Genomic DNA, 3,833 nt, shown 5'->3' on the forward strand with positions numbered 1-3,833 from the left:
CGCGCATACCAATCCCGGACTTCCGCAAACCGCGCCAGCAGATCGCGCCCTTCCGCGACCTTGAGGAAATAGGCGATGATCGGCGCCGCATGCAGGTCGGCCAGCGTCAGTTGCTCGCCGAGCAGCCAAGGCCCTTTTACCTTCAGCGATGTCAGAACCTTGAGCACCGTCTCAGCCCGGCGGAGCCCACTGGCGATCAGCGCTTCGTCCGGCGGCATCTTCTCCAGCCGCTCGACCGCCACGTCCCAGACCATGGCGCGATAACCATAGGCGTCGAGCATGCCGGCGATCTGGCTCATCCGGGCGCGGGCGCGCGCGTCGGCCGGCTGCAGGGCCGGACCGTCGAAGGCTTCATCGACATAGCGAGTGATGGCACCGGTCTCGAACAGACGAAAACCGTCATGCTCGAGGGCAGGGATGCGGCCGAACGGGTGAAGCTCCAGATACCAGGCCGGAATGCCCTCGGCGGCGAAGATGTCGAGCGGGACCAACTCGTAGCCGACGCCCTTCTCCTCCAGCGCCATCCGCGCGATGCGTACATAAACGCTGTAGTCCGCGCCGTAGAGAGTTGGCTTGGCCATCGATCAGCTCTCCCTTCCGCTCGTCGAAGTACAGAAAACGAAGGCTCCTTTCGGAGCCTTCGACATTGAGGGACTTTGTCACACGGCCCGGCCCTCCGCCATGGCTCCGGGCGTTCGTCACTTGAAAAGCCCATTTCGGGGCTTTTCATGCGCTTCGCGCACCGCTCCTCACCCCATGGCTTTCTGCAAATTCTCGTCGATCTTGTCGAGGAAGCCGGTGGTGGAGAGCCAGGGCTGGTCGGGGCCGATCAGCAGCGACAGGTCCTTGGTCATGAAGCCTGACTCGACGGTCTGGATGCAGACCTTCTCCAGCGTCTCGGCGAAGCGCTTCAGCTCGGCATTGTCGTCGAGCTTGGCGCGGTGGGCGAGGCCGCGCGTCCAGGCGAAGATCGAGGCGATCGAGTTGGTCGAGGTTTCCTCGCCCTTCTGGTGCTGGCGATAATGGCGGGTGACGGTGCCGTGCGCGGCTTCCGCTTCCACCGTCTTGCCGTCCGGCGTCATCAGCACGGAGGTCATCAGGCCGAGCGAGCCGAAGCCTTGGGCCACGGTGTCCGACTGCACGTCGCCGTCATAGTTCTTGCAGGCCCAGACATAGCCGCCGGACCATTTCAGGCTGGAAGCGACCATGTCGTCGATCAGGCGGTGCTCGTACCAGAGTTTCCGCGCCTTGAATTCGGCCTCGAATTCCTTCTCGTAGACCTCCTGGAAGATATCCTTGAAGCGGCCGTCATAGGCCTTGAGGATGGTGTTCTTGGTCGACAGATAGACCGGGAAATTGCGCAGCAGGCCGTAGTTCAGCGAGGCGCGGGCGAACTCGCGGATCGACTCGTCGAGATTGTACATGGCCATGGCGACGCCGGCGCCCGGCGCGTCATAGACGTCGTGCTCGATCACCTGGCCGTCCTCGCCAACGAACTTGATCGTCAGCTTGCCCTTGCCGGGGAAGCGGAAGTCGGTGGCGCGATACTGGTCGCCGAAGGCGTGGCGGCCGACGACGATCGGCTTGGTCCAGCCCGGCACGAGGCGCGGCACGTTCTTCATGATGATCGGCTCGCGGAAGATGGTGCCGCCGAGGATGTTGCGGATGGTACCGTTGGGCGACTTCCACATCTTCTTCAGCTTGAATTCCTCGACGCGCGCCTCGTCGGGGGTGATCGTCGCGCATTTCACGCCGACGCCCCATTTCTTGATGGCGTTGGCCGAGTCGATCGTCACCTGGTCGTTGGTGGCGTCGCGGTGCTCGATGCCGAGGTCGTAATATTCAAGCTTCAGGTCGAGATAGGGGTGGATCAGCTTGTCCTTGATGAACTGCCAGATGATGCGGGTCATCTCGTCGCCGTCGAGCTCGACGACCGGGTTCGCCACCTTGATCTTCGCCATGGAAAGAATGCCTCGTTGCTGGGGGATCTGAACGGCCTTGCCCGCATGGTTTCGGCCGGGGATGCGGTGCGTATATCAAAGGCTTTTTCGCCGTGCAAACCGCGATCCGTGCCAGGGCGGACGGGTGCCGCTGTTGTGAATGCTTCATTTTCCGGTGCGGATGTGGCAGGGGACGCCGAAACGCCGCAAACCCCGGTTACCCATAGCCATGCCAAGCATCGAAGACACAACCAAGACCGCTTCCGCCGGTCCCGCGATCATCCTGGTCGAGCCGCAGCTCGGCGAGAACATCGGCATGGTCGCGCGGGCGATGGCGAATTTCGGCCTGTCGGAACTGCGCCTTGTCAATCCGCGCGACGGCTGGCCGAGCGAGAAGGCGCGCGCGGCCGCCAGCCGCGCCGACCACGTCATCGACGCAACGAAGGTGTTCGATGATCTGGCCTCGGCGGTCGCCGATCTCAACTTCGTCTTCGCCACGACGGCGCGCGAGCGCGATGGCTTCAAGCCGGTGCGAGGGCCTGTGGAGGCGGGCAGGGCGCTCAGGGCACGTGTCGAGGCGGGCCAGCGCACCGGCATCCTGTTCGGGCGCGAGCGCTTCGGTCTCTATAATGACGAGGTCGCCCTCGCCGACGAGGTCGTCACCTTCCCGGTCGATCCCGGCTTTTCCTCGCTCAACATCGCCCAGGCGGTGCTTTTGATGTCCTATGAATGGATGAAGTCAGGCCTCGCCGACGAGACCCAGACCAATTTCTCCGGGCCGGAGCTGACGCCGGCGACCAAGGAGCAACTGCACAGCCTGTTCGCCTATCTGGAGAACGCCCTGGAAGCGCGCGGTTATTTCCGCCCCGAGGAAAAGAAGCCGAAGATGGTCGACAATCTGCGCGCCGTGCTGACGCGCGCGGGTTTTGCCGAGCCCGAGCTCAAGGTGCTGCGCGGCATCATCTCATCGCTGGACAGGTTCTCGCCGGCCATGCCGCGGGGCGATGGCTCGCCCGGGGACGATCCGAGACGTTTGCCCGCTGCCGCGCGAAGTCGTGCCAAAGACCAGGAAAGTTAAAATCGATAAGCTGTGAGCATTTGAAGTAACCGATTTTTATTCGGTTATGCCTCATCCTTGCTGTAATAGTGAGGGTGGCACATGTTTGCGTCCAATATTGGTCGACTGCGCTTTTTCCTTTACTCTCTCGGTCTCGCCGTCGCCGAAACCGTGGCAATCGTTGTCTGCATTATCAGCACGATCGGCTTCGAAGGGCTGATCAATTCAGGGCCTGGTCCGGCGCGGCAGGGCATGGCGGGCGCCGTCCTCATCGCCTCGCTCATCTTCGTCGCGCTGCGCGGCAACCTTGCCTCGCGCCGCACCCGCGACGCCAATGGGCGCCGTTGGATCCTGTGGGCCTACATAGCCCTTTCCGCCGTTTACGCCCTTTTGCAGGCAGGTGTGCTGCTGGTCGTCAAATTCGAGGATCCCGAGAGCATCCCGGGCGGACTGAACCTGCTTGGGCTTTCGATATTCGGCCTCTGGTGCACGATTCTCTGGGCGAAACCCGTCGCTGGCAGCAACATCGACGAACTGACGGATGTTTTCGACTTCGACGGCCCGCTGCCGGCGCCGTCGCGCGCCGGCCGCGCCGCTGCGCCGGCCGCTCCGCGCGCCGCGGTCTCATCCGGACGCATTCCGTCCGCGCCGCAGCCTTTCGGCAGGCCGCGCCCCGCCGGCTTCGGCAAGCGAGGGATATGAGCCTTGGCGACTGCGCAAAAGCTGCTCGCATTCGCCTCTTCAAGACCACGATCATTCGCGATAGAAGCGCCGACGGTCCAATCACGGGCCTGCCGCTATCTCTTTGTTTGACGCAATTCCGGACAGAAACCGCT

The 3,833-nt window shown here is 63.2% G+C and carries 4 protein-coding genes; 2 read left to right on the forward strand and 2 right to left on the reverse strand.

Features of this window, described 5'->3' with window-relative positions; genetic code table 11:
• A partial coding sequence (locus EOD07_RS25990; RefSeq protein ID WP_164772525.1) for a glutathione S-transferase family protein occupies positions 1-581 on the reverse strand: 581 nt, incomplete at its 3' end.
• A 168-nt stretch (positions 582-749) separates the two neighbouring features.
• The gene (locus tag EOD07_RS25995) at positions 750-1,961 is read right to left on the reverse strand and encodes an NADP-dependent isocitrate dehydrogenase (RefSeq protein WP_040981283.1); all 1,212 of its coding nucleotides are present in this window, start codon (positions 1,959-1,961) and stop codon (positions 750-752) included.
• A 208-nt stretch (positions 1,962-2,169) separates the two neighbouring features.
• Here EOD07_RS25995 and EOD07_RS26000 point away from each other — a divergent pair, with 208 nt between their 5' ends.
• Positions 2,170-3,018, forward strand: a complete 849-nt coding sequence (locus EOD07_RS26000) for an RNA methyltransferase (protein ID WP_127237448.1) — start codon at positions 2,170-2,172, stop codon at positions 3,016-3,018.
• Positions 3,019-3,168: 150 nt separating this feature from the next.
• Positions 3,169-3,699, forward strand: coding sequence for a hypothetical protein (locus EOD07_RS26005; RefSeq protein WP_127237449.1), 531 nt, complete (start codon positions 3,169-3,171; stop codon positions 3,697-3,699).
• The last annotated feature ends 134 nt before the right edge of the window (positions 3,700-3,833 follow it).

The sequence above is a fragment of the Mesorhizobium sp. M2C.T.Ca.TU.002.02.1.1 genome (assembly GCF_003997225.1).

Coding starts and splice junctions, on each gene's coding strand:
- EOD07_RS25995 (WP_040981283.1), bottom strand. CDS start 1,961: ATGGCGAAGATCAAGGTGGCGAACCCGGTCGTCGAGCTCGACGGCGAC.
- EOD07_RS26000 (WP_127237448.1), top strand. CDS start 2,170: ATGCCAAGCATCGAAGACACAACCAAGACCGCTTCCGCCGGTCCCGCG.